Source organism: Xanthomonas sp. LMG 12460 (genome assembly GCF_009192895.1).
Taxonomy (GTDB): domain Bacteria; phylum Pseudomonadota; class Gammaproteobacteria; order Xanthomonadales; family Xanthomonadaceae; genus Xanthomonas_A; species Xanthomonas_A sontii.
This window is the reverse complement of record NZ_NKUH01000084.1, coordinates 1-21,942: the sequence shown is the minus strand read 5'-3', so window position 1 is coordinate 21,942 and position 21,942 is coordinate 1. Positions and strand designations below refer to the sequence as shown.

General features: G+C 70.2%; 12 protein-coding genes. 4 read left to right on the top strand and 8 right to left on the bottom strand.

Going from position 1 to position 21,942, the window contains the following annotated elements; all coding sequences use genetic code 11:
- Positions 1-56: 56 nt before the first annotated feature.
- The 5 genes from CEK66_RS16050 to xerD form a co-directional block, all read right to left on the bottom strand.
- Positions 57-3,299 carry an ESPR-type extended signal peptide-containing protein gene (locus CEK66_RS16050; protein WP_152237576.1) on the bottom strand — a complete coding sequence of 1,081 codons (3,243 nt, stop codon included), beginning with the start codon at positions 3,297-3,299 and terminating at the stop codon, positions 57-59.
- Between the two features lie 1,096 nt (positions 3,300-4,395).
- Positions 4,396-8,451: a phosphoribosylformylglycinamidine synthase gene (gene purL, locus CEK66_RS16045; protein ID WP_152237575.1), complete on the bottom strand. Its 4,056-nt coding sequence runs from the start codon at positions 8,449-8,451 to the stop codon at positions 4,396-4,398.
- Positions 8,452-8,751: 300 nt separating this feature from the next.
- On the bottom strand, positions 8,752-9,558 hold the full coding sequence (locus CEK66_RS16040; RefSeq protein WP_152237574.1) for a DsbC family protein: 807 nt from the start codon (positions 9,556-9,558) through the stop codon (positions 8,752-8,754).
- A gap of 106 nt (positions 9,559-9,664) precedes the next feature.
- Positions 9,665-11,860, bottom strand: coding sequence for a hypothetical protein (locus CEK66_RS16035; RefSeq protein ID WP_152237573.1), 2,196 nt, complete (start codon positions 11,858-11,860; stop codon positions 9,665-9,667).
- Between the two features lie 57 nt (positions 11,861-11,917).
- Positions 11,918-12,892, bottom strand: a complete 975-nt coding sequence (xerD, locus tag CEK66_RS16030) for a site-specific tyrosine recombinase XerD (RefSeq protein ID WP_152237572.1) — start codon at positions 12,890-12,892, stop codon at positions 11,918-11,920.
- A 167-nt stretch (positions 12,893-13,059) separates the two neighbouring features.
- Here xerD and CEK66_RS16025 point away from each other — a divergent pair, with 167 nt between their 5' ends.
- Positions 13,060-13,536 (top strand): RDD family protein, encoded by a 477-nt coding sequence (locus CEK66_RS16025; RefSeq protein WP_017916646.1) that lies wholly within the window; start codon positions 13,060-13,062, stop codon positions 13,534-13,536.
- 189 nt (positions 13,537-13,725) lie between these two features.
- On the opposite strand, the gene CEK66_RS16020 is transcribed toward CEK66_RS16025, so the two are convergent.
- From CEK66_RS16020 to lptF, 3 genes are read right to left on the bottom strand one after another with little or no spacing between them, the layout of a single operon-like run.
- Positions 13,726-14,058, bottom strand: coding sequence for a hypothetical protein (locus CEK66_RS16020; RefSeq protein WP_017916645.1), 333 nt, complete (start codon positions 14,056-14,058; stop codon positions 13,726-13,728).
- A gap of 2 nt (positions 14,059-14,060) precedes the next feature.
- A complete protein-coding gene (lptG, locus tag CEK66_RS16015; RefSeq protein ID WP_017911111.1) occupies positions 14,061-15,167 on the bottom strand; it encodes an LPS export ABC transporter permease LptG in 1,107 nt (368 codons plus the stop codon).
- Positions 15,164-16,249: an LPS export ABC transporter permease LptF gene (lptF, locus tag CEK66_RS16010; RefSeq protein WP_010343579.1), complete on the bottom strand. Its 1,086-nt coding sequence runs from the start codon at positions 16,247-16,249 to the stop codon at positions 15,164-15,166. Before lptF ends, lptG begins: the two co-directional genes overlap by 4 nt.
- A gap of 107 nt (positions 16,250-16,356) precedes the next feature.
- Between lptF and CEK66_RS16005 the strand changes: the two genes are divergently transcribed.
- The 3 genes from CEK66_RS16005 to CEK66_RS15995 all read left to right on the top strand — a co-directional run bounded on the left by CEK66_RS16005 (position 16,357) and on the right by CEK66_RS15995 (position 21,502).
- Positions 16,357-17,838 carry a leucyl aminopeptidase gene (locus CEK66_RS16005; protein WP_152237571.1) on the top strand — a complete coding sequence of 494 codons (1,482 nt, stop codon included), beginning with the start codon at positions 16,357-16,359 and terminating at the stop codon, positions 17,836-17,838.
- A 111-nt stretch (positions 17,839-17,949) separates the two neighbouring features.
- A complete protein-coding gene (locus CEK66_RS16000; RefSeq protein ID WP_026144777.1) occupies positions 17,950-18,375 on the top strand; it encodes a DNA polymerase III subunit chi in 426 nt (141 codons plus the stop codon).
- A gap of 115 nt (positions 18,376-18,490) precedes the next feature.
- Entirely contained in the window at positions 18,491-21,502 is a 3,012-nt protein-coding gene (locus CEK66_RS15995; protein ID WP_152237570.1) for a valine--tRNA ligase, read from the top strand.
- The last annotated feature ends 440 nt before the right edge of the window (positions 21,503-21,942 follow it).

Genomic DNA, 21,942 nt, shown 5'->3' with positions numbered 1-21,942 from the left:
TTGCGGGAGGCCGGCAAGTACCTGCAGGCCAGTGCCGGCCACAGCGATGCCGGCGCCTACGTCGAAGGCGACGACGCGCTCGCCGCCGGCGAGGCCGCCAATGCCATCGGCAACGGCAGCACTGCGCTCGGCGCCGGCGCCGATGCGCTCAACAGCGGGGCGACCGCAGTCGGCAGCGGCGCGGTGGCCGCCGGGCAGAACAGCGCTGCCTTCGGCACCAACGCGCAGGCCACCGCGCCGCTGCCGACTGCGGTCGCCCCGCTGTTGAGCGCATCGGCGCCGGCGCCGAGCGCAGTGCTGCCGTTGCCGATGGCATTGGCGGCCTCGCCGGCGGCGAGCGCGTCGTCGCCTTCGACGTAGGCGCCGGCATCGCTGTGGCCGGCACTGGCCTGCAGGTACTTGCCGGCCTCCTGCAACTGCGCCACGTTGACCGCGTCGGTGGCTTCGGTGCCGGCGGCGACGCTGGTGATCTGCCGGGTCAGGCCGTTGCCGACATCGCCGACCGACACGCTGTTGTCGCGCGCGGCGTAGGAATGCGCGCCGAGCGCGACCGCATTGGTCGGCGCCTGGTTGCGCGCATCGTCCAGCCAGGTGCTGACCCGCGCGCCGTAGCCGATCGCGGTGGCATCGCTGCCGTTGGCCTGGCTGTCGGTGCCGAGCGCGGTGCCGTTGTTGTTGTAGATCGACGTCACCGCACGTGCGCCCAGCGCGACGCTGTCGGGATTCCAGGCGGTGGCCTTGTAGCCCAGCGCGATGCCGCTGTCGCCGGCGGCCAGCGCATAGCTGCCCAACGACACCGTGCGCGGCGCGAACGAACCGGCGCTGTGGCCGATGGCGACCGAATCGACGTTGCCCGGCAGGTTCGGGAACACGTTGGCGTTGTAGCCCAGCGCGATCGCGTAGTCGGACTGGCTCTGCGCGCCGGCGCCCAGGGCGATGCCGCCGACGCCGGTGGCGGCGGCGATGCCCACGCTGTTGCCGGCGCTGGCCGCGGCGGTGCTGACGCCGCCCACGGCGACGCTGTCGGTGCCGCTGGCCAGCGCGTTCATGCCCATCGCCACCGCACTGGTGGCGGTGGCGCGCGCGCCGATGCCCATCGCGGTGGCGTAGTCGCCTGCGGCGCGAGCGCTGTAGCCCACCGCCGTGCCCAGGTCGCCGGCCACTTCGGACAGGCCGCCGACCGCGGTGGCGCCATCCTTGAAGGTCTGCGCGTGATAGCCCAGCGCGGTGCTCTGCACACCGCCGGCCGAGGTGCCGGTGCCGACCGCGGTGGTCAGCGGATCCAGCGCCTGCGCGCCGCCGCCGACCGCGGTGGCGGCCACGCCCAGGGCCTGGGTGGTCTGCTCGCGGCTGCCGACGATGAAGCCGTTCTCGTCGTACTCGTACACCGTCGCGGTGCTACCGATGGCCGTGGCCGAGGTGCCGACCGCCGTGGCATCGGTACCGACCGCACTGGCGTGGGCGCCGCTGGCGACCGCGCCGCTGCCCAGCGCCGAGGCGCCGAGGCCGGCGGCGGTGCTGGTGGACCCCACGGCGGTGGTGTAGTCGCCATCGGCCAGCGCATCGGCGCCGGCGGCGGTGGCCTGCTGGCCCTGCGCCAGCGCGGTGCCGTCGCCGCTGCCGGCGAACAGCCGCGCGGTGCCGTCGGCCACCTGCTTGACCGCGTCGAGCTGGTCCAGGTTCACCGCATCGGTGCCTTCGGTGCCGGCGGCGACGTTGGCGATCTGCCGCTCCTTGCCGGCGCTGCCCACCGAGACGGTGTCGGCGCGATCGGCGACCGATCCCTGGCCGAGCGCGACGCTGCCGCTGGCCGCGGCCTTGGCGCCGTAGCCCAGCGCGGTGGAATCGTCGGCCTGCGCCCAGGACGCGGCGCCGAACGCGGCGCTGGACGCGCCATCGGCCGAACTGAGCCAGCCGACCGAGGTGGAGAACGCACCGTTGGCCCAGGCGCCGGCGCCGAATGCGCTGCCGCCCTCGCCCTGCGCCTCGGTGGTGAACAGGCCGAGCACGCTGCCGCCAACCGCGGTGCTGGACGCCCCGCTGGCCAGGCTCGAATAACCCAGCGCCACAGCATTGCCGCCGCTGGCGTTGGCGCCGTAGCCGACCGCGGAAGCGAAGTCGCCGCCGGCCTGGCTGAAGCCGCCGTTGGCGGTCGCGGCCAGCCCTGTGGCGGCAGCGGAGAAACCGGTGGCGGTGCTCTGCAGGCCGTCGGCGCGTGCCGCCGTGCCCAGTGCGGTGGAGAACGCGCCATTGGCCTGCGCGCCGGCGCCGAACGCGCTGGCGCCCTGCTCGGCCGCCGTGGTGGTGCCTTCCAGCAGCACCTCGCCGTTCTCGTCGACGATCGACAACGCGCCGCCGACTGCCGTTGCCGAGGCGCCGACGGCGGTGGCGTTGCTGCCGACCGCAGTGGCGTTGCCGCCGAGCGTGGTGGCGCCGCTGCCCAGTGCGCTGGCGCCGTTGCCGATGGCGTTGGCGCCTTCGCCGGCGGCGATCGCATTGGCGCCCTCGACGTAGGCGCCGGCATCGCTGGCGTCGCTGCCGCTGGACTGGAAATACTTGGCGGTGGTGTCGGCGGTCTGCCTGACCGCGTCGAGCTGGGCCACGTTGACCGCATCGGTGGCCTCGGTGCCGGCGGCCACGTGGGTGATCTGGCGCTCGCCGCCGGCCTTGCCGACCGAGACGCTGTCGTCGCGGTCGGCCACCGCGTCGGCGCCCAGCGCCACGCTGTTGCGGCCCTGCGCGACCGCGCTGTTGCCCAGCGCGGTGCTGTTGAAGCCGCTGGCGCTGGAGAAGCCGCCGACCGCGGTGGCGTATTCGCCGGTCGCGTCGGCCGCCACGCCGACCGCGGCGCTGGCCGCGCCGGAGGCGATGCTCTCGGCGCCGAGCGCGGTCGCGCCATCGCCGCTGGCGGTGCTGTAGTAGCCGAGCGCGCTGGCTTCCACGCCGCTGGCGTCGCTGAGAGTGCCGCTGGCCACGCTGCCGTCGCCGCTGGCGTTGCTGGCCGCGCCGGTCGCGGTGCTCTGCGCGCCGCTGGCGTTGCTCTCGGCACCGACCGCGGTGGCGTAGTCGCCGCTGGCGTTGGCGTTGTCGCCGATCTGCACGGCCTGCGCCTGGGCGCTGCCGGGAAGGGCGCCGGCGCCCAGCGCCAGGGCGATCGCGCCGGCCAGGGCCAGGCCGTGTGCGCGTGCGGCACGGCGATCGCGGACGACCGCACCGCGGGCATCGCCGCTGGCCAGTTCCGACGCCACCACCCACATCCCCAACGCGTTGTTCCAGACCTTGCGATAAATCCGATTCATCGACGACTGCTCCTCAATTCGGCTGGTTTTTGGTCAAAAAGCCACCCTCGCCCGGCGTTCCGGCCGGCCGACCCCCTGTCGGTTTTTTGGTGCCGCACGTCCCTTGCCGGGACGCGAGAGGCTCACGCCTGTCGCTGCTCGGAGCTGTAGATGAACCGAGGTGGAATGCGGAACTGACCCGAGTGTTAACTCGGCCTCTCGAGTACGTCAAGTTTTTGACTTAATGCGACACGCGCCGTGACACAGACCGCGAATTCAGCCTGATTTCGTTAAATTTTCGATAAATATCAATGAAAACAACCAACTCGCGCCAATTTTTCGGCACGGACCTTGCCAGCGTTGACACACCGCGCTTCGGGCGATTTCGTTTCCTGTCAAGGACTTGACGCGGCCGGGTGGTAGAAGCGCAAAAGCGCGCCCAGGCATGCCGAGTGACGGCTCCAGACGGCTGCGCATGGCGCCGACTGCGCGAAATGGGGCGAGCGGTCGCGCGGCGGAGCGACCTTGTGCCGCACGACGGGCGGGTGCTGCCGGGCCGTCGCTACACGGCGAAGAGCACCACGCGCGGGAGGACGCACCATTCGCTTGCAAGCGGTGGCGGATGGCGCAGGCACACGCACGCTGCAGCGATGACGGCACCGCGCAAGGCGCACCGCACCGCGATATCCCGCAGGAACGGCTTCAGCCGCGACCGCGCACGGTCAGCTCATGCAGGCGGGATGCGCCGAGGAAACCCACTCGACACACAGAAAAATCGACGGCATCGGCCGCCAAACCGCCAGTTCGGCCGGGCCTGGATGCGGTCCTGCGTCGGGACTGAAGTCCCTCCCACATGGGACACTGCGACGCGCGATTCGGCGCATGCGCCACGCCACGAATCCCGGCACTGCATTCTGCATCCCACAGCGATGGCAGCGCGGCACAGACCCGAGCAACGCAGCCGGCAGCGCCGCCCCAAACATCGCGGCTACAGGCATTGCCGACGGCGCGCCGGCAAGGGCCAGCGCCAGGACGCGATCAGGTCGCCGAACACGTCGCCGTCGGCAGCGCACCAGGCAGGCGCGTCGCCATCGCGGCGAGCGCGCCAGGGCGGGCTTCAGCCCACCCACACCCGCGCATTGCGGAACATGCGCAGCCACGGCGCCTCGTCCGGCCACTCGGCCGGATGCCAGCTGAGGTTGAGCGAGCGCAGGGTGCGTTCCGGGTGCGGCATCAGGATGGTCACCCGGCCGTCATCGCTGGTCAGGCCGGTGATGCCGTCGGGCGAGCCGTTCGGGTTCAGCGGGTACTGCGTGGCGACGGCGCCATGGCCGTCGACGAAGCGCAGTGCCACGCGCGCGGCGGCCTGGTCCACGGCAGTGTCGAACTCGGCGCGGCCTTCGCCGTGCGCCACCGCCACCGGGATCCGCGAGCCGGCCATGCCGCGCAGGAAGATCGACGGCGATTCCACCACTTCCAGCAGGCTGGTGCGCGCCTCGAACTGCTCGCTGCGGTTGCGCAGGAAGCGCGGCCAATGCTCGGCACCGGGGATGATGTCCTTGAGCTGGCTGAGCATCTGGCAGCCGTTGCACACGCCCAGGGCGAAGGTATCCGGACGCGCGAAGAACGCGGCGAAGGCATCGCGCAGCGCCGGCCGCTCCAGGATCGAGGTCGCCCAGCCGCGGCCGGCGCCAAGCACGTCGCCATAGCTGAAGCCGCCGCAGGCGGCCAGGCCGACGAAGTCGGCCAGGTCCACGCGGCCGGCGATGAGGTCGCTCATGTGCACGTCGAAGGCGCGGAAGCCGGCGCGCTCGAACGCATTGGCCATCTCGATCTGGCCGTTGACGCCCTGCTCGCGCAGGATCGCCACCTTCGGCCGCTGGCCGCTGGCGACGAACGGCGCGGCGACGTCCTCGGCCGGGTCGAAGGCCAGTTTCGGCTTCAGCCCGGGCGCGGCGAAATCGCGCGCCAGCGCGCGTTCCTCGGCGGCGCTGTCGGGGTTGTCGCGCAGCGTCTGCATGGCGTGGGTCACCGACCACCAGGCATCGAACAACTCGTCCCAACGCCATTCGGCCAGGGTCTTGCCGCCCAGGCCCACGCGTACCGCCGCAGCGGTGCTGGGGCGGGCGATGCGCTGCGCACACTCGGTCAGCGCATGGCGCTCGACCAGGTCGGCGAACGCCGCGCGGTCTTCGCGCGCGACCTGCACCACCGCGCCCAGTTCCTCGTTGAACAGGCTGCGGAACGGATCGTCGCCCCAGGCATCGAGGGTGATGTCCAGGCCCTGCCGCGAGGCGAACGCCATTTCGCACAGCGCGGCGAACGCGCCGCCGTCGCTGCGGTCGTGATACGCCAACAGCAGGCCGGCCTCGCGCGCATCGCGGATCAGCTCGAAGAACGCGCGCAGCCGCTGCGGATCGTCCAGGTCCGGCACCGCCCCGCCGAACGCCGGCAGCGCACCGTCGCCATGCACCTGCGCCAGCACCGAACCGCCCAGGCGCTGTTTGCCGCCGCCCAGCCCGATCAGCCACAACTCGCTCTCGGCCTCGCGCGCCAGCAACGGCGTCAACTGCGCCCGCGCATCGGCGACCGGCGCGAACGCGGAGACGATGAGGGAGACGGGCGAGACGCTCTTGTGCGTCTCGCCGGGACTGGAGAATGGGGAATCGGGAATCGGAGAAGCGGCGGCATCGGTGGCGGACGCATCGCGCTGTTCCCCATTCCCGATTCCCGATTCCCGATTCACGGCGGTCACCGCCCATTGCGCCTGCATCGACAGCGAGTCCTTGCCCACCGGGATGCTCAGGTCCAGCTGCGGACACAGTTCCATGCCCACCGCCTTGACCGCGGCGTACAGGCGCGCGTCCTCGCCGTCGTGGTTGGCCGCGGCCATCCAGTTCGCCGACAGCTTGACCTGGTCCAGCGCCTGCACCGGCGCCGCGCACAGGTTGGTGATCGCCTCGCCCACCGCCATGCGCGCGGCCGCGGCGGCGTCGAGCAGGGCCAGCGGGGTGCGCTCGCCGATCGCCATCGCTTCGCCGGCGTGGGTGTCGAAACCGGCCAACGTGATCGCGCAATCGGCCAGCGGCAGCTGCCAGGGGCCGATCATCTGCTCGCGCGCGGTCAGGCCGCCGACGCTACGATCGCCGATGGTGACCAGGAAGCTCTTCGCCGCCACAGTCGGATGGGCCAGCACACGCAGCCCGGCCTCGCGCAGGTCCAGCGCCTCGGTGTCCAGCTCCGGCCAGCGCGGCGCCGGCGGCTGCCGGGTGTCGCGATGCATCTTCGGCGGCTTGCCGAAGAGGACGTCCATGGGCAGATCGATCGGATGCTGGGAATGGGGAGTGGGGAATGGGGAATGGGCAACAGCGGAGTCTGCCGGCTTTTCACCATTCCCGATTCCCGATTCTCCATTCCCACCGCCGAGCACCCCGTACCCCACGACGAGCCGTTCCTCGGCGGTCGCCACGCCCACGGCGGCAAACGGGCAGCGCTCGCGTTCGCAGATCGCGGCGAATTCGGCCAGGCGCGCCTGCGGCACGCCGAGCACGTAGCGCTCCTGCGATTCGTTGCACCACAGCTGCATCGGCGACAGCGAGGGGTCGTCGCTGGGCACGCGGTCCAGGTCGATGAGGCCGCCCACGCTGGAATCGTGCAGCAGTTCGGGAATGGCGTTGGACAGGCCGCCGGCGCCGACGTCGTGGAACCAGCGGATCGGGTTGTCCGCGCCCAGCGCCACGCAGCGGTCGATGACCTCCTGCACGCGCCGCTCCATCTCCGGGTTGTCGCGCTGCACGCTGGCGAAATCCAGGTCCTCGGCGCTGTCGCCGGAGGCCACCGAACTGGCCGCACCGCCGCCCAGGCCGATCAGCATCGCCGGGCCGCCGAGCACGATCACCGCATCGCCGGGCTGCAGCGGGATCTTCTCCACCTGCACGCGATCGATCGCGCCCAGGCCGCCGGCCAGCATGATCGGCTTGTCGTAGGCGCGGGTCAGGTCCTGCGTCTCCGGCAGCTCGAAGCTGCGGAAATAGCCGAGCAGGTTGGGCCGGCCGAATTCGTTGTTGAACGCGGCGCCGCCGAGCGGGCCGTCCAGCATGATTTCCAGCGCCGGCGCCATGCGCGGGTTGAGCGGCCGCGCGCCTTCCCACGGCTGCGGCAGGCTGGGAATGCGCAGGTGCGAGACGCTGAAGCCGGTCAGGCCGGCCTTGGGCTTGCCGCCGCGGCCGGTGGCGCCCTCGTCGCGGATCTCGCCGCCTGCGCCGGTGGAGGCGCCCGGGAACGGCGCGATCGCGGTCGGGTGGTTGTGGGTCTCGACCTTGATGCAGAACGCCGACGGCGTCACCGCCTCGCTGCGGTACTCGCCACTGGCCGGATCCGGACGGTAGCGCGCGGCCGGATGCCCTTCCACCACCGCCGCGTTGTCGCTGTACGCGCTGAGCGTGTGCTGCGGGGTCTGCTGGTGGGTGTGCTTGATCATCCGGAACAGCGAGCGGTCCTGCTCCTTGCCGTCGATGGTCCAGCTGGCGTTGAAGATCTTGTGCCGGCAGTGCTCGGAATTGGCCTGCGCGAACATCATCAGTTCCACGTCGGCCGGATCGCGGCCGAGTTCGCCGAAGCGCTGGCGCAGGTAATCGATCTCGTCCTGGGCCAGGGCCAGGCCCAGCCGCGCGTTGGCCGCTTCCAGCTGATCCAGCGGGATGCGCTCGACCTCGCCGCGCGCCGGCGCCTGGAACAGCGCCTGCGCCTGTGCGGCATCGTCCAGCAGCGACTGCGTCATCGGATCGTGCAGCAGCTTGGCCAGCGCGGCCTGGTCGGCAGGCGCCTGCGGCCAGCCGGCCAGGTCCAGGCGCGTGCCGCGTTCGACCCGGCGGATCGCCAGCCCGGCACCGCGGACCAGTTCGGTGGCCTTGCTCGACCACGGCGAGCGCGTGCCCAGCCGCGGCACTACGTAGCGCGAGCAGGTGCCCGCCTCCGCCGGCGCCGGCGCGTCCTGCGCCTGCAGGATGCGGCGGGCCGCGACCAGGTCCAGTTGCCCGGCGTCGTCGCCGTCGAGGAAGTACACGTGCCAGGCGCCGACGATGCGCACGCCGGGAACGAGGGACTGCAGGCGGGTTTCGAGCCGAGCGCGACGGAACGGCGAAAGGGCGGAAGCGCCCTCGAGGACGATCATGTCCGGGGAACCGTGTGAGGAAACGGGCTGGCTATTGTAGCGGAGAGCTGGGAATGGGGATTCGGGAATGGGGAATCGGCACAGCCGGCCGCCGAGCGGGGTCGGCGCCAGCGGACGTGCTAGAGGTGGTTGGGCGACAGCGGACGCGGCGCTCCAGCGGCAAAACGCGCGGTGGCACCAACGGTGGCGCAAAGGCCGCACCGCCGACCAAGGGGGAGAGACGGGCGTTCAGCGGCCGTGGCCGCGGGAACGAGCGACGTCGCACCCATTCCCGATTCCCGTTTCCCCATTACCGGCCGCTCAGCGGCTTCCGCCCGCCTTGGTCGCTTCCGCCGCGCGCTTATCGAGCGCCTCGCGCATCTTGGCCGGGGGCAGGTAGCCGCCGATCTGGGTGCCGTCCGGGGCGAAGATCGCCGGGGTGCCGTTGACGCCCAGGCGCTGGCCCAGGTTGTACTGCATGGTCACCGGGTTCTTGCAGTTGGTCGCGCTCGGCACCTTGCCGTTGGCCTTGGCGTCGGTCAGCGCCTGCTTCTTGTCGGCCGCGCACCACACCGCGACCATGTCCTTGTAGTCCTGGCTGCCCAGGCCCATGCGCGGATACGCCAGGTACTCCACGGCGATGCCCTGCTTGTTGAGCTCGCCGATCTCGCTGTGCAGCTTGCGGCAGTAGCCGCATTCGATATCGGTGAACACGCTGATGGTGTACTTGGGATTGGCCGGGGCGAACACGATGCGGTCGGCACGCGGCGCCGATTCCAGCAGCTTGCGGCGGTAGCTCAGCAGGCCTTCGCTGGAGGCGAACTGCTTCTCCTGGATGTCGAACGGCTGCGCCTGGAACAGGTAGCGGCCGTCGTCGGAGACGTACAGCACCTGCCCGCCGACCACCACTTCGCGGAAGCCGGGGAACGGCGCGGCGCCGATGTAGTCGGGCTTGAAGTTGGGATCGAGCTGCAGCAGCGCCGAGCGTACGCGCTGCTCGCCCGGTGCGCCGGTGGGAGCGGCGGCGGCCGGCTTGGCAGCGGCAGCGCCGCCGGTGGGCGAAGCCGGCTGCGCGCAGGCGGAAAGAGAGGTGGCGCACAGCAGCGCAAAAAGAGCAAAACGGAGCATTGGCTATCCATGAGGGCTGCGAACCGGCTGGATTGTCGCATACCCCCTTGTCCGCTCGATGTAGACAGGCTGAGCGGGGGGCACGCCGTCGCAGCAAGGGCGCGGATCAATATTTCGCGTGCTCCGGATAGCTGCCCGCACCCGCCGGATCGCGCAGCGCCAGTGGCAACGACCAGCGCAGCAGGCCGCCATCGGTCAAGGCCCAGAGCGTGGCGCCGTCCCACGAAAACGCCAGTGCGTTCAGCGAACCGCGCGCCGGCGAGGCCAAGCGCAGCGGTGTCTGCGCGGCGGCGATCTGCCACAGCGCCAGCTGCGGCCCGGCCGCGGCGGGGGCATCGCTGCCCAGCGCCAGCAGCCGGCCGTGCGCCGAACGGGCCGCCGCCTTCAGCGCGTCGGCGCACCCCAGCAAGGCCGACAGGCGCACGCGGCCGTCGTCCATATCCAGCACGTGCATACCGACGAAGCGCGCTTCGGGCTGCGCCTTCGACGCGCCGGATGGCGCGAACTGCGGCGTCCCGGTGCCGTGGTCGGCCAGCATCAGCACGAAGCCGCTGGCGATCCAGCGACCCTGCAGCGACCCCAACGGGGTGGGCACCCACTGTGCCACGCCGGAGGCGTCGGCCGGATCGGGGCGACCGAAACGCTGCGGCAACGCGAACGCGCGCAGGACACGCCCGCTGGTCGGATCGAGGGCGGCGATGCCCTGGGCATCCTCCACCCACAGCGCATGCGGGTCGCGCAGGCGCACCGGCCACAGCTGCGCATTGCCCTTCTTCGCCGCATCCATCAACGCTTGTCGCGGCGCGCCGAACACCGGCGCGAACGCCCAGGGTCCATCCGCCGCCGGTACCGCGGCGGTCGGCGCATTCAGGGTGAACCGACTGCTGCCGAACGCACCGCCGCCGCCAGCGTAGCTGTGATCGAAATACACGGGGCGCTGCGCGGCATCCAGTTCCCAGCGCGCGTCGCCATCGCTGCCCTCGCCATCGACCCGGTAGCGATGCAGGCGCCGCGAGGCGACGTCATAGGCATACAGGACGGCGGACTCGCCAGCGGCGCCGGCCAGGAACCACACGCGGCTGCCCTGCGCATCGGACATCAGCCGTTGCGCACCGCCCTCGCCCTGCCAGACCGTTTCCGTCTGCCAGCGCGTGCCGTCGTGATGCAGCCGCCACAGCCGGGTGCTGGCGCCCGTCCCGCCCAGCACCTGCATGCTGAGCAACAGATCGCCGTCGGGCAGCGCCAGCAGATCGCGCGGGTAGCGGGCGCCGCTGTCCGCCGTGGCCAGTTCGCCGCCGAGCGCGTCCCAGGGCAGCGCGTCGAACGGCAACAGCGGCACGTCGTTGCGCGGCGGGACAAACGCGATGGCCGGCGCCGCACGGGCGCGCTGCGGCGGCAGCGTCCATGCCAACGGCGACGCGGCCACACGCACCGGCTGCTGCGGCACGCTCGCGGCGAGCGCCTGGCGCACGGCCTGGAACAGCACCGCCGGCACCACGCGCTGGCTCAACCGCGACGGCTGCGACGCACCGCCCAGCGGATTGAACTGGGTGATCTGCCTGATCACGCTGTAATCCGGATTGGCGTAGTTGTCGGTGCGCTCGATGCTCAGCGCGGTGGTCGCATGCCCCATGGCCGCGGTCATGTCGAAGACGCATACCCTCAGTTCCAGACGCCCGCTCAGTCCCTGGCGTTCGCTGCGCGTGGCGCAGTATTCCGCATAGCGCGTCTCGCGGAACACAGCCAGTTCGGCGCGATCCTGTGGCGCCCAATCGCTGCGCTCGCGCGCCTGTTGCAGGCGCGTGCGCGCCTCCTCCTCAGTCAGCGCGCCCTGCTCCACCGCCGCCTGCAGCATCGGCTGCGCGAAGCGCTCGGCCAGCGCCGCGCGCAGGTCCTGGCGGCGTGACAGCAGGACCCGGCCCCAATCGTCGGGCAGATACGACAGCGGCAAGGTCTCGTTGCCTTCCTGGAAGCCCCCCTGCGCCTGCACGACGCCACGTACCGCGGCCTGCACCTGGGCATACGGCGCTGCGATCAGCAGATGCGCCGCCGTGGCCGGTTCGCGCTGCCCTCCCGGCAGCGTCCAGAACAGCAGATCGTCGTGGCGACGCACCGCCGGTGCCTGCGCCTCCAGCGCCGTGCCGGCAGCCGCGATCTGCCACGCGCTGTCGCCAGGCTCGGCCGCCAGCATGGCGGACGGCTGCACCGGCCCGGCCGCGAACGCGCTGCCGAGCGCGAGCAGCAGCAGGCCGGCACAAGCTCGTGCTGGCGCATGGGAAACGCGATGTCGCAACTCGCTCATGGACGCACTCGATGGAAGGGAAAGGATGCCATCGCCGGCGGCAGCTGCAGTTGCCGCTCAGCCACGCGGATGATGCTTGCGGTGCAGGCTCTGCAGGTGCTCGCGCGCCACCAGCGTGTAGATCTGGGTGGTGGACAGGGAACTGTGGCCGAGCAGCATCTGCAGCGCGCGCAGGTCGGCGCCGCGGTTGAGCAGATGCGTGGCGAAGCTGTGGCGCAGGCCGTGCGGGCTGATCCGCACCGGATCGATCCCGGCCACCGCCGCATAGCGCTTGACCAGCCCCCAGAACTGCTGGCGGGTCAGCGCGCGGCGCGCGGCGTCGATGAACAGCGGCACCACGCCATCGCTGGCCGGCACCGCCTGCCCCGCCGCCAGCGCCGGGCGGGCGCTGTCCAGATAGCGCTGCAGCCAGTGCTGCGACTCCTCGCCCAACGGCACCAGCCGCTCCTTGCTGCCCTTGCCGGTAACCCGCAGCACGCCCTGGCGCAGATTGACCGCGTTGGCCGGCAGGTTGACCAGCTCGCTGACGCGCAAGCCGGCGGCGTACATCAGCTCGAGCATGGCGCGGTCGCGCAGGCCTGCCGGCGCGGTCGCGTCCGGCGCCGCCAGCAGCGCATCGATCTGGCTTTCGGCCAGCGCCTTGGGCAGCGAACGCGGCAGCCGCGGCGGCTCCAGCAGCGCGGTCGGATCGTCGCTGCGCTCGCCGCGGCGCACGCGCAGCGCGAAGAACGCGCGCAGCGACGACAGCCAGCGGGCGTTGCTGCGCGGCGAATAGCCCAGCTCGGTACGCCATGCCAGGTAATCGAACAGCGCCTGTCGATCGGCACCGGCCAACCCGCCGCCGGCACCGTCGCGCCAACGCGCGAAGCCTTCCAGGTCGCGGCGGTAGCTGTCCAGGCTCTGCCGCGCCAACCCCTGCTCGGCCCAGGCCGCATCCAGGAACTGCTGGATCGCCGCCGCATCGGCCTCACGCAGCGGCGCGAGCCGTTGCGTCTGCTGGCGGCGTTCGGCGGGGGAATGCAGGGAGGGCATTTGGGGAATCGGGAATCGGGAATCGGGAATCGGGAATCGGGAAAGCCTAGCGGCTTTGCCGGGGGGCGCAAGGTCGATGTGGGCGGGACGAGCGCAGGGCTGCGCATGCCCGAGCCGCGCGCAACGCAGTCCACCGCAAAGCGCGCGACTGGCTCTAAGCTGTGTCGATGAGCGCACCGCCTCCCGCTTCCGCCCCCCGTCCACGCGCGCTGCTGCTGTGGCGGCTGCTGGCGCTGTTCTACGACGCCTGGCCGGTGCTGGCGCTGTGGTTCGTGGTCTCGGCGCTGTTCACCCTCGGCTACACGCTGGAGGGCCATGCGCCGCGCGAGAACATCGCCCCGTTCAGCGCCCTGCAGTGGCTGCTGTGGCTGTGTTGCTGGGTGGTCGCCGGCCTGTACGCGACGCTGAGCTGGCGGCGCGGCGGCCAGACCCTGGGCATGCGTCCATGGCGGCTGCGCCTGCACGGTGCCGACGGCACCACGCCGCGTTGGGGCGCACTGTGGCGGCGTTATCTGGTCGGCACGGTGTCGTTGCTGCTGGGCGGGCTGGGGTTCTGGTGGGCGCTTTTTGATCGGGAGCGGTTGACGTGGCACGACAGGGCCAGCGGCACCTATCTGACACGATTGCCCAAAGCCAAGCCCTGACCGCAGCACACAGGCGCGCGGCGGCGCGCCGACCACTCCTGCCACATCGGGACCACTGCGGCGCGGCACGACAGGGCCAGCGGCATCTATCTCATGTCGTTGGACGCATCGTCGAACGGAAGCGCGCATGGCGAATCCAGCACGACATCGACGCCGATCGGCAAGCATTGGCGAGAACGCCGAACAGCATCACCCCCCATCAGCATGCCTGCGCGCCGATGCGGCCCTGCGCGAGGCGACCACACCACCGATCCACCGCTCCAAGGACCGACCCAGCCAGTAGCTCGCCCAGAACATGGGCAGCAGCACCAGCGCGTATGCGACGACCCTCGGCAACCGCTCCAACCATGGCAACAGGTCGAGCATCGCCAGCGGAAGGGTGATTGGAACGAACGGCAATTGCCGCAACCCTGCCTGGAGATGGCCATCGACCTGCAGATTGCTCGCCATCCAGCGGCAGCCAACGATCACCGCCGCATACAACAGGCAGAACACCAGGCCAGTGGCGCTCGGACGCCGCATCGCTAACTGCTGCGTTTCCGGAACAGCAACCAGGACACGGCCAGCATCACCAGCGGCGGCAAGGCGTAGGCGATGCGGTAGTCGAACTTCAGGGCGCCGGCCATGCGTCCGAAGAACAGCTGCAGCAGCCAGAACACCAGGGCGAACAGGATGCCCAAGAACAGGCGCTTGCCCATGCCGCCGCTGCGCAGCGCGCCGAACGCGAACGGGATCGCGGCGAAGCACAGCGCCAGCACGTTCAGCGGATAGAACCAGCGGCTCCAGTACTGGTCCTCGTAGTCGCGCGCGTCCAGGCCGTTGCGGCGGCGGTACTCGATGCTGGTGTGCAGGTCGCGCGCCGACAGGTTGCGCGGCTTGGCCAGGCCCGAGGCCAGCGCCGCCGCGTCCAGCTGCGATTGCCACGGCAGGCTGTCGAACTTCTCGCGCTGCACCGAGCGTTCGGCGAAGGTGTCGCGGTAGGCCTGCTTGAGCGTCCAGCCGTTGTGCCGGTGCTCGGCGATGGCGGCATGGGTCAGCGACGCCAGCCGGCCGCTCTCGTCCAGCGTGTACAGGCGCACGTCGCGCAGCTCCAGCCAGGTGCCGCCCCCGTCCTCCAGGTGCTCTTCGCCGGCCTGGGCATTGAGGAAGGTGTTGCCCTCGCGCGCCCACAGCCCGGAATAGCGCGCCATGCTCATGTCGCCGTTGTACTTGGCGTTGGCCTTGATCGCGTCGGCCTGGTTCTGCGCCCATGGCGCCAGGGTCTCGCCGTTGACCACCATGACCACGGTCAGCACGGCCATGGTCGAGGCCGCCGCCAGGCTCAGCCGGCGCCGCGACAGACCCAGCGCGCGCAGCGCGGTCAGTTCGGAGGTGGCCGCAAGCTGGCCCAGGCCCATCAGCACGCCGATCACCGCGCCGGTGGGGAACAGGGTGTAGGCGCGGCGCGGCACCGTGTAGGCCACGAACGCGGCGGCATGGCCCAGGCTGTAGCTGCCGGTGCCGATGACCTTGAACTCGTTGGACAGGGCCATGATCACGTCCAGGCCCAGCAGCACCGCCCAGGTCAGCAGCACCGTGCCGAGCACGGCGCGGCCCACGTACACATCGTGCAGGTTCGGACGCAGCCTCATGCCGGCTGCCTCCGCGGCCGCGACAGCCGGCCATCGCGCAGGTACATCCACACCGACAGCGCCAGCAACGGCAGGGTCAGCCACCACAGGCCGAGCGCGCGCGGCAGCTTCTCGGTGCTCAGCCACTGCGTGCCGAGAAACATCAGGTTGGTGCCGACCAGGTAGGCCAGGAACGCCAGCATGATCCGGCCATAGCGCTGCTGCCGCGGCGAGCTGCGCGACAGCGGCAGGGTCAGCAGCGCGAAGGCCAGCGCCAGCAGCGGCGGCGCCAGGCGCGCATGCAGCTGCGCATTGGCCTGCGGGCGCGGATCGCCGATCAGCTTGGCGGTGGGCAGCAATTCGGGGTCATCGTCCTTGCGCGCGGCGTTGCGGTCGGGCAGCGCCACGTCGTTGCTGACGAAGCGCATCATCCGGTAGTCCAGCCCGTCGCCGGCCAGCGGCCCCTCGACCCGGTAACCGTCCTCCAGGCGCAGGTAGCGGTCGGCCTTGCCCTCGAAGAACATGGCGCCGCGCTGCGCGGTGACCACGTCCAGGCGGCCGTCCTTCTGCCGCTGCATGAACACCTTGCTGAGCTTGGTGCCGTCCCCGGACAGGGTGCTGATGTAGACGATGCCGCCGTCGGACAGCGGGGTGAAGCGCCCGGCCTCCAGCCCGGCCATCAGCAGGCTGTGGTTGGCCTCGTCGATCAGCCGGTCGGAGGTACGGTCGGCCCAGGGGCCCAGCCACAGCGAGCACATGCCGACCAGGGTCACCACCGGGATCACCAGCATCAGGATCGGCCGCAGCAGGCGCCGCGGGCCCACGCCGATGGCGGTGATCACCGCCATTTCCGAGTCGCGGTACAGCCGCGCCAGCGCCAGCAGCAGGCCCAGCATCAGCGCCAGCGGCAGGATCAGCGGCAGGTACACCACGAACTGCAGGCCCAGCTGTGAAAACAACAACTTGGCCGGGATGCGGCCATCGGCAATGTTGCCCAGGATGTCCACCAGCACACCACCGACGCTGACCACCAGCAGCACGATCAGGGTGGCCGAGAAGCTCTGGACGAAATCGCGCAGCAGGTATCGATCGAGCTTCGGCATGGGGGTGGGTTGATTTAAACTCTCGGACTCGTTCGCGGCTGCCCCAGCCTATCCGACTGGGGGTAAAGAGTCCGCGATTGTACGGATTTGCCAACGGAATCTGATCAATGGCCCTGGAATTCACCCTGAACCACGACGCCCCGGCCACCGCGGCGTTCGACTGCATCGTCGTCGGCGTGTTCGCCGACAAGCGCCTGTCCCCGGCCGCCCAGGCCCTGGACGCGGCCAGCGGCGGACGCCTGACCGCGCTGGCCGAGCGCGGCGACGTCAGCGGCAAGACCGGCGCCACCGCCCTGCTCCACGACCTGCCCGGCGTGCAGGCGCCGCGCGTGCTGACGGTGGGCCTGGGCGACGCCGCCAAGTTCGGCGTGCCGCAGTACCTGAAGGCGGTCGGCGACGCCGCGCGCGCCCTCAAGAGCGGGCCGGCGGCCAGCGCGCTGCTGACCCTGAGCGAGCTGGAGGTCAAGGGCCGCGACCAGGCCTGGGCGATCCGCCAGGCGGTGATCGCCAGCGACCACGCCTGCTACCGCTACACCGCCACCCTCGGCAAGAAGAAGCCCGACGAGAGCGGCCTCGCCCGCCTGGCCGTGCACGGCGACGACACCACCGCGCTGGCCCAGGGCGAGGCGATCGCCGCCGGCGTGAAATTCGCCCGCGAACTGGGCAACCTGCCGCCGAACCTGTGCACCCCGGCCTACCTGGCCGAGACCGCCGCCGCCTTCGCCCGGGGCGTGGACGGCGCCGAGGCCGAGATCCTCGACGAGACGCAGATGCAGGAACTGGGCATGGGCTCGCTGCTGGCGGTGGCGCGTGGCTCGGCCAACCGCCCGCGGCTGCTGGTGCTGAAGTGGCATGGTGGCGGCGACGCCCAGCCGTACGTGCTGGTCGGCAAGGGCATCACCTTCGACACCGGCGGCGTCAACCTGAAGACCCAGGGCGGCATCGAGGAGATGAAGTACGACATGTGCGGTGGCGCCAACGTCATCGGCACCTTCGTCGCCGCCGCGACCGCGCGCCTGCCGCTGAACCTGGTGGTGGTGGTGCCGGCGGTGGAGAACGCGATCGACGGCAACGCCTATCGCCCGTCGGACGTGATCACCAGCATGTCCGGCAAGACCATCGAGGTCGGCAACACCGACGCCGAGGGCCGTCTGATCCTGTGCGACGCGCTGACCTACGCCGAACGCTTCAAGCCGGCGGCGCTGATCGACGTGGCCACCCTCACCGGCGCCTGCATGGTCGCCCTCGGCCACCAGACCGCCGGCCTGATGAGCAAGCACGACGACCTGGCCGCCGAACTGCTGGCCGCCGGCGAGCACGTGTTCGACCGCGCCTGGCGCCTGCCGCTGTGGGACGAGTACCAGGGCCTGCTGGATTCCAGCTTTGCCGACGTCTACAACATCGGCGGCCGCTGGGCCGGCGCGATCACCGCCGGCTGCTTCCTGTCGCGCTTCACCGAAGGCCAGCGCTGGGCGCACCTGGACATCGCCGGCGTCGCCAGCGACGAAGGCAAGCGCGGCATGGCCACCGGCCGCCCGGTGGGCTTGCTGTCGCAGTGGTTGCTCGACCGCGTTGCGGCCGGGAATTGAGAACCGGGAATCGGGAATCGTGAAAAGCGCCCTGTCTGACCCAACCGGAGGCGGCGCACGCGCCGCCACCCGCTGTTCCCATTCCCTATTCCCCATTCCCCACTCCCAGCCCTGATGCGCGCCGACTTCTACCTGATCGCCAAGCCGCGGTTCCTCAACGAACCGCTGCGGCTGGTGTGCGAGCTGGCGCGCAAGGCCAACGACGCCAACCTGTGGACGCTGGTGCTGGCCCGCGACATGGCCCAGGCCGAGGAACTGGACGAGTTGCTGTGGGCGTTCGATGCCGACGCCTACATCCCGCACCAGATCGCCGACGCCGATGCCGACGAGGAAGAGGCGCAGGTGCTGATCGTCCCGCCCGGCGTCGACGCGCCGCAGCGGCCGCTGGTGATCAACCTGCGCGATGCGCCCTACCTGGGCGCCTGCGACCGCGTCCTGGAAGTGGTGCCGGCCGACCCGTCCGCGCGCGACCCGCTGCGCGAGCGCTGGAAGCAGTACAAGGCCCAGGGCTACGCGGTCAGCAAGCACGATATGTGATGAAGCGGAGAATCGGGAATGGAGAATCGGGAATCGCTTCTCCAAGCGCCGCATTGAGGCGGTCCCTGCTCTGCGCTCCATCGATTCCCCATTCCCGATTCCCGATTCCCAGCCCATGACCACCCTCGCCTCCAGCTACGATCCCACCTCCTTCGAATCGCGCCTGTACGCGCAATGGGAAGCGTCCGGTTACTTCGTGCCGTCCGGGAAAGGCACGCCGTACACCGTGCTGCTGCCGCCGCCGAACGTGACCGGCACGCTGCACATGGGCCACGCCTTCCAGCAGACGCTGATGGATGCGCTGGTGCGCTACCACCGCATGCGCGGCTTCGACACGTTGTGGCAGGTCGGCAGCGACCACGCCGGCATCGCCACCGAGATGGTGGTGTCGCGCAACCTGACCCTGGAAGGCAAGGGCGAGACCCGCGATTCGCTGGGCCGCGACGGCTTCATCGCCAAGGTCTGGGAGTGGAAGCAGCACTCCGGCGACACCATCGAGCGGCAGATGCGCCGCCTCGGCACCTCGGCCGACTGGTCGCGCAGCACCTTCACCATGGATCCGCAGCCGTCGGCGGCGGTGATCGAGGCCTTCGTGCGCTGGCACGAACAGGGCCTGATCTACCGCGGCCAGCGCCTGGTCAACTGGGACCCGGTGCTGAAGACCGCGATCTCCGACCTGGAAGTGGAGAACGTCGAGGAAGACGGCTTCCTGTGGTCGATCGCCTACAAGCTGGACGACGGCGCCAGCTACGAACACGTCGAGCACGACGCCGACGGCAACGAGACCCTGCGCGAGACCCGCGACTACCTGGTGGTCGCCACCACCCGCCCGGAGACCCTGCTCGGCGATACCGCGGTGATGGTGCACCCGGAGGATGCGCGCTACGCGCACCTGATCGGCAAGACCGTGACGCTGCCGCTGACCGGCCGCCGCGTGCCGGTGATCGGCGACGACTACGTCGACCGCGCGTTCGGCACCGGCGTGGTCAAGGTCACCCCGGCGCACGACTTCAACGACTACCAGGTCGGCGTGCGGCATGGGTTGCCGATGATCAACCTGTTCACCCCAGAGGCAAAGATTAAGTCGTCGGTCATCGACGACTTCTCTTTCAAAAATGTCGCTCCCCAGCCGCATGAGGACGGGCTAACAACACAGCTTTCGACGGACACATTGATCGGAAAAAGCGCATCCGAAATGATTCCTGCGAAGTATCACGGGCTTGATCGCTTTGAGGCCAGAAAGGTCATCATTGCCGACCTCGAAGACCTCGGCATCCTGGTCGAGACCAAGCCGCACAAGCTGCAGGTGCCGCGCGGCGATCGCACCGGCCAGGTGATCGAGCCGTACCTCACCGACCAGTGGTTCGTGAAGATGGACGCGCTGGCCAAGCGCGGCCTGGAACTGGTCGAGTCCGGGCAGATCCAGTTCGTGCCGCCGAACTGGATCAACACCTATCGCCACTGGATGGAGAACATCCAGGACTGGTGCATCAGCCGCCAGCTGTGGTGGGGCCATCGCATTCCGGCCTGGTTCGACGACGCAGGCAACTGCTACGTCGGCCGCGACGAGGCCGACGCGCGCGCCAAGGGTGGCGTGGCTGCCGACGTCGCCCTGCACCAGGACAGCGACGTGCTGGAAACCTGGTTCTCCTCGCAGCTGTGGCCGTTCGCGACCATGGGCTGGCCGGATCCGCAGGCGATGGCCGAGCGCGGCTTCGACCGCTACCTGCCGTCGAGCGTGCTGGTCACCGGCTTCGACATCATCTTCTTCTGGGTGGCGCGCATGATCATGGCCACCGACAGCTTCACCGGGAAAGTGCCGTTCCGCGATGTCTACATCACCGGTCTGATCCGCGACAAGGACGGGCAGAAGATGTCCAAGTCCAAGGGCAACGTGCTCGATCCGCTGGACATCATCGACGGCATCAGCATCGAGGACCTGGTCGCCAAGCGCACCACCGGGCTGATGCAGCCGCGCATGGCCGAGAAGATCGAGAAGGCCACGCGCAAGGAATTCCCCGAGGGCATCATCGCCCACGGCGCAGACGCACTGCGCTTCACCATCGCCGCGCTGGCAGGCCACGGCCGCGACATCAAGTTCGACCTGGGCCGCGCCGAGGGCTACAAGAACTTCTGCAACAAGCTGTGGAATGCCAGCCGCTTCGTGCTCATGAACACGCGCCAGGACGATGTGGACGCAGCGACCATCACGAACGCGTCGCCACGCGCCCAGGTGGCGAACCACGCGGACACCGCTTCGAATGCCGGTTCAGCCTCGCTTGCACCGGCCACCGATGCCGAGAAGTGGATCCTGCTGCGCCTGCAGGCGGTCACGGCCGAGGCGCAGGCGCAGTTCGCCGCGTACCGCTTCGACCTGCTGGCGCAGTGCCTGTACGAATTCGCCTGGAACGAGTTCTGCGACTGGTTCCTGGAACTGGCCAAGCCGGCGCTGAGCGGCGACGATGCGGCGGCCGCCGACAGCACGCGCCACACCCTGCTGCACGTGCTGGAAACCCTGCTGCGCCTGCTGCACCCGCTGACCCCGTTCCTCACCGAGGAGCTGTGGCAGCAGGTGGCGCCGCGCCTGGGCATCGCCGCACCGACCATCTCGCTGCAGCCGTACCCGGAGGCGGCGTCGATGGACGTGACCGCCTACACCGGCGCCGCGGCCGACGTGGAATGGCTGAAGGCGATGGTGTCGGCGCTGCGCCGCGTGCGCAGCGAACTGCAGGTGGCGCCGTCGCGGCAGGTGCCGCTGCTGCTGCAGGGTGGCCAGGCAGAAGACCGCGCGCGAATCGAACGTTTCGCCGCGCAGCTGCGCTTCCTGCTCAAGCTGGAGTCCATCCAGTGGCTGGACGACGGCGCGCCGTCGCCGGCCGCGGCCACCGCGATCGTCGGCGAACTGACGCTGCTGGTGCCGCTGGAAGGTCTGGTCGACCTGGATGCCGAACGCCTGCGTCTGGACAAGGAGATCGCCCGCGTCGCCGCGGAGAAGGACAAGAGCGAGGCCAAGCTGGGCAAGTTCACCGACAAGGTGCCGCCCGCAGTGATCGAACAGGAACGCCAGCGCCTGGCCGACTGGAGCGCGCAACTCGACGGTCTGCGCGCGCAGCGCGCCAAGCTGTAGCGCGAGCGATTGGGCCGCCTCCGCCCATCACGGCGGTGGCGGAGGCATCATCATGCAGTATCGCGCGTCTGACGAATGCGCGATGTGAGAGGGACTTCAGTCCCGACGCGCTGCACCATCAGATGGCAAGCAATGCTGTCTGTCGTGGCCGAAGCCGCTCCTGCAGCGGGTCCCCGTCGTCATTGGATCCGCTCTGGAGTCGCTCCCACAGAAATTCTCGGCGAGTTGTTTGGTGCACTGGTGGAAGGACCTAGCCCAGCGTGCTATCGAAGCCGGTGGCGATCTGCACTTCGCTCGTCGCGACTGAAGGGCACCTCTAAAAACCCCGCCTTTGGCATCATTGGTCTGGAGAACACGCCGAGGACGCCACGATGATCAGCCTGTTTGCCGGCCACGAACGCGAAGCCAAGCGGCAGCAGATCGGCGATCCTCTGGCTATG